This is a genomic window from Leucobacter sp. USCH14 (assembly GCF_037619215.1).
In the GTDB taxonomy this organism is placed as follows: domain Bacteria; phylum Actinomycetota; class Actinomycetes; order Actinomycetales; family Microbacteriaceae; genus Leucobacter.
In genome coordinates, this window is the sequence record NZ_JAQPZP010000025.1 from 1 (window position 1) to 5,612 (window position 5,612).

The 5,612-nt window shown below is 54.6% G+C and carries 3 rRNA genes; all 3 read right to left on the minus strand.

Going from position 1 to position 5,612, the window contains the following annotated elements:
- Nucleotides 1-7: 7 nt before the first annotated feature.
- Nucleotides 8-124: ribosomal RNA gene (rrf, locus tag PQI23_RS13835) — 5S ribosomal RNA — on the minus strand.
- A 128-nt stretch (nucleotides 125-252) separates the two neighbouring features.
- Nucleotides 253-3,360 (minus strand): 23S ribosomal RNA (locus PQI23_RS13840).
- Between the two features lie 480 nt (nucleotides 3,361-3,840).
- Nucleotides 3,841-5,366: ribosomal RNA gene (locus PQI23_RS13845) — 16S ribosomal RNA — on the minus strand.
- Together the 16S, 23S and 5S rRNA genes form the textbook arrangement of a ribosomal RNA operon.
- Between the last annotated feature and the right edge of the window lie 246 nt (nucleotides 5,367-5,612).

Sequence of the window (5,612 nt, forward strand, 5' to 3'; positions counted from 1 at the left end):
AAAAGGTGTCCGGCGGTGTCCTACTCTCCCACAAGGTCCCCCTTGCAGTACCATCGGCGCAGTCAGCCTTAGCTTCCGGGTTCGGAATGTGTCCGGGCGTTTCCCTGACGCTATAACCGCCGTAACTCTATTCACATATGACCACACCCACCCCCCGAACAGGGGTGACGTGTGTGGCCGTACGTCTAGAACCACAAAGTGGACGCGAAACAATCGTTTTCAAACACTCATGCCCCCACCAGGGGTGGGGAAAAAATCAAGTCATCGGCTTATTAGTACCAGTCAGCTCCACACATTACTGCGCTTCCACATCTGGCCTATCAACCCAGTAATCTACTGGGAGCCTCACACACACAAGGTGTACGGAGATCTCATCTCGAGGCCGGCTTCCCGCTTAGATGCTTTCAGCGGTTATCCATCCCGAACGTAGCCAACCAGCCATGCCCTTGGCAGAACAACTGGCACACCAGAGGTCCGTCCAACCCGGTCCTCTCGTACTAGGGTCAGATCCTCTCAAATCTCCAACGCGCGCAGAGGATAGGGACCGAACTGTCTCACGACGTTCTAAACCCAGCTCGCGTACCGCTTTAATGGGCGAACAGCCCAACCCTTGGGACCAACTCCAGCCCCAGGATGCGACGAGCCGACATCGAGGTGCCAAACCATGCCGTCGATATGGACTCTTGGGCAAGATCAGCCTGTTATCCCCGAGGTACCTTTTATCCGTTGAGCGACAGCGCTTCCACAAGCCACTGCCGGATCACTAGTCCCGACTTTCGTCCCTGCTCGACCTGTCAGTCTCACAGTCAAGCTCCCTTGTGCACTTACACTCGCCACCTGATTGCCAACCAGGTTGAGGGAACCTTTGGGCGCCTCCGTTACTTTTTGGGAGGCAACCGCCCCAGTTAAACTACCCACCAGGCACTGTCCCAGAACCCGATCAGGGTCCGTAGTTAGATATCCAATATGACCAGAGTGGTATTTCAACAACGACTCCACCCAAACTAGCGTCTGAGCTTCACAGTCTCCCACCTATCCTACACAAGCCACACCGAACACCAATACCAAGCTGTAGTAAAGGTCACGGGGTCTTTCCGTCCTTCTGCGCGTAACGAGCATCTTTACTCGTACTGCAATTTCGCCGAGTTCACGGTGGAGACAGCTGGGAAGTCGTTACGCCATTCGTGCAGGTCGGAACTTACCCGACAAGGAATTTCGCTACCTTAGGATGGTTATAGTTACCACCGCCGTTTACTGGGGCTTAAATTCAAAGCTTCGACCCAAAAGGTCTAACCTCTCCTCTTAACCTTCCAGCACCGGGCAGGCGTCAGTCCGTATACATCCACTTGCGTGTTAGCACGGACCTGTGTTTTTAGTAAACAGTCGCTTCCCACTGGTCTCTGCGGCCACCACACCCTTTCCGGAGTAAATCCGTATAAGCGGATGGCCCCCCTTCTCCCGAAGTTACGGGGGCATTTTGCCGAGTTCCTTCACCATGATTATCTCGATCTCCTGAGTATTCTCTACCTGACCACCTGAGTCGGTTTGGGGTACGGGCAACAGCAAACCTCACGTCGATGCTTTTCTTGGCAGCATAGGATCACCTGCTTCCCCAAACGGGTCCGCATCATGTCTCACCCAAAGCCGAAAACTATTCATAATCGACGGGCTACACATTTACACCGGGACAACCATCGCCCGGCACAGGCTACCTTCCTGCGTCACACCTCACGCTCACCACCCCAGTTCGGGTTCGCAACCGCCACCCGCACATCACCCGAAGGATCCGTAACAGGCTTTGGATAGCTGAGCACTACTGGTTAGGTCTTTGACGGTTTACCACCGGTACGGGAATATCAACCCGTTGTCCATCGACTACGCCTGTCGGCCTCGCCTTAGGTCCCGACTTACCCAGGGAAGATTAGCTTGACCCTGGAACCCTTGGTCTTCCGGAGGACGGGTTTCTCACCCGTCTTTCGCTACTCATGCCTGCATTCTCACTCGTGTAGCATCCACGACTGGTTCACACCGCCGCTTCACTCGCCACACGACGCTCTCCTACCCATCCATACGGCTGGACCACGAAGGCCTACCTCATATATGAATGCCACAACTTCGGTGGCGTGCTTGAGCCCCGTTACATTGTCGGCGCGGAATCACTTGACCAGTGAGCTATTACGCACTCTTTCAAGGGTGGCTGCTTCTAAGCCAACCTCCTGGTTGTCACAGCAACTCCACATCCTTTTCCACTTAGCACGCGCTTTGGGACCTTAGTTGGTGATCTGGGTTGTTTCCCTCTCGACTATGAAGCTTATCCCCCACAGTCTCACTGCTGCGCTCTCACTTACCGGCATTCGGAGTTTAGCTGACGTCAGTAACCTTGTAGGGCCCATCGGCCATCCAGTAGCTCTACCTCCGGCAAGAAACACGCAACGCTGCACCTAAATGCATTTCGGAGAGAACCAGCTATCACGAAGTTTGATTGGCCTTTCACCCCTATCCACAGCTCATCCCCTCAGTTTTCAACCTAAGTGGGTTCGGTCCTCCACGACGTCTTACCGTCGCTTCAACCTGGCCATGGATAGATCACTTCGCTTCGGGTCTAGGACATGCGACTGAATCGCCCTATTCAGACTCGCTTTCGCTACGGCTACCCCACACGGGTTAACCTCGCCACATATCGCTAACTCGCAGGCTCATTCTTCAAAAGGCACGCCGTCACAGATACAAAGCCTGCTCCGACGGATTGTAAGCAAACGGTTTCAGGTACTATTTCACTCCCCTCCCGGGGTACTTTTCACCTTTCCCTCACGGTACTAGTCCGCTATCGGTCATCTGGAAGTATTTAGGCTTATCAGGTGGTCCTGACAGATTCACACGGGATTTCTCGGGCCCCGTGCTACTTGGGATACACACCACGCGGTAAAACCATTTCGGATACGGGACTCTCACCCACTCCGGCCGCCCATTCCAAGGCGTTCTCCTATAGCTTCACTCTCACGTCCGAAGCTCAGCAGCGCTCCGAGGCACGTCCCACAACCCCGACCATGCAACCCCTGCCAGGTATCACACATGATCGGTTTAGCCTGATCCGGTTTCGCTCGCCACTACTCCCGGAATCACTATTGTTTTCTCTTCCTGTGGGTACTGAGATGTTTCACTTCCCCACGTTCCCTCTACCCGCCCTATATATTCAGGCGGGAGTCACCAGGTACGCACGCGCCCTGGCGGGGTTTCCCCATTCGGAAATCCTCGAATCACAGCCCGTTTATCGGCTCCCCGAGGCTTATCGCAGATTACTACGTCCTTCTTCGGCTCCAGATGCCAAGGCATCCACCGTTTGCTCTTAGAAACTTGAAATCACATAAGCATTTGAAACACACACCCACCCACCAAACAGGCCGGCAGGTGTGCGACCAATGAAATTAATTAGTATCAGCAGCACCACACACCCATCACCACCACACCCCAAAGGGCGATCCGGATCCGAATATCTGACACTGCAAGATGCTCGCGTCCACTGTGTAGTTCTCAACGTACGGTCGATCCCACCCCTGAAGACAACACGTTCTCCAACAGCGGGCCAAGAAAATCAGTCACCCACACCCCCAAGAAGGGGCGCAGCCGGCTGGTCTCCCAGGACCCAATAGTATGCACTTAACCGGAGCACCAACTCCCCACCCACACGTTCCAATCACCCGCCGAAACGGAAGTGACGTACTAGCACAGGCGAGCAATCAACGCTCGCGTTGTCGTATGTTCCACCCATGAGCGACTCGCACAGAACATTCGCCTGTGTTCGAGTCAATCTGCGACACATACGTGTCGAGTGCTCCTTAGAAAGGAGGTGATCCAGCCGCACCTTCCGGTACGGCTACCTTGTTACGACTTAGTCCTAATCACCAGTCCCACCTTCGACAGCTCCCTCCACAAGGGTTAGGCCACCGGCTTCGGGTGTTACCGACTTTCATGACTTGACGGGCGGTGTGTACAAGGCCCGGGAACGTATTCACCGCAGCGTTGCTGATCTGCGATTACTAGCGACTCCGACTTCATGGGGTCGAGTTGCAGACCCCAATCCGAACTGAGACCGACTTTTTGGGATTCGCTCCACCTCACGGTATCGCAACCCTTTGTATCGGCCATTGTAGCATGCGTGAAGCCCAAGACATAAGGGGCATGATGATTTGACGTCATCCCCACCTTCCTCCGTGTTGACCACGGCAGTATCCCATGAGTTCCCACCATCACGTGCTGGCAACATAGGACGAGGGTTGCGCTCGTTGCCGGACTTAACCGAACATCTCACGACACGAGCTGACGACAACCATGCACCACCTGTTTACGAGTGTCCAAAGAGTCCTGTATCTCTACAGTGTTCTCGTATATGTCAAGCCTTGGTAAGGTTCTTCGCGTTGCATCGAATTAATCCGCATGCTCCGCCGCTTGTGCGGGCCCCCGTCAATTCCTTTGAGTTTTAGCCTTGCGGCCGTACTCCCCAGGCGGGGAACTTAATGCGTTAGCTACGACACAGAACCCGTGGAACAGGCCCTACATCTAGTTCCCAACGTTTACGGCATGGACTACCAGGGTATCTAATCCTGTTCGCTCCCCATGCTTTCGCTCCTCAGCGTCAGTTACGGCCCAGAGATCTGCCTTCGCCATCGGTGTTCCTCCTGATATCTGCGCATTCCACCGCTACACCAGGAATTCCAATCTCCCCTACCGCACTCTAGCTTGCCCGTACCCACTGCAGGCCAGAGGTTGAGCCTCTGGTTTTCACAGCAGACGCGACAAGCCGCCTACGAGCTCTTTACGCCCAATAATTCCGGACAACGCTTGCACCCTACGTATTACCGCGGCTGCTGGCACGTAGTTAGCCGGTGCTTTTTCTGCAGGTACCGTCACTTGCGCTTCTTCCCTACTAAAAGAGGTTTACAACCCGAAGGCCGTCATCCCTCACGCGGCGTTGCTGCATCAGGCTTGCGCCCATTGTGCAATATTCCCCACTGCTGCCTCCCGTAGGAGTCTGGGCCGTGTCTCAGTCCCAGTGTGGCCGGTCACCCTCTCAGGCCGGCTACCCGTCGTCGCCATGGTGAGCCATTACCTCACCATCTAGCTGATAGGCCGCGAGTCCATCCCGAACCGAAATTCTTTCCACCTACACACCATGCGGTGATAGGACATATCCAGTATTAGACGCCGTTTCCAGCGCTTATCCCAGAGTTCGGGGCAGGTTACTCACGTGTTACTCACCCGTTCGCCACTCATCCACCCCCAGCAAGCTGGGAGCTTCAGCGTTCGACTTGCATGTGTTAAGCACGCCGCCAGCGTTCGTCCTGAGCCAGGATCAAACTCTCCGTAAAAAACGAATGCCACCCGCAGCTCGGGAAAAACGAGCCACCGGAAGCGAGTTCAATCTGGCAACAGAACCATCAAAACCTGACGATTCTTGTTATCCAAAAAAGGAATCTCCCACACCCACAAAACGCAGGTGCCGGGGATTATAAATCAAATTGGCATATGACAATTTAAGTGCACACTATTGAGTTCTCAAAGACCAGACACCACCCGTCACCCCCAACCAAGAGAGCTCCGAACAGCAACCTGTC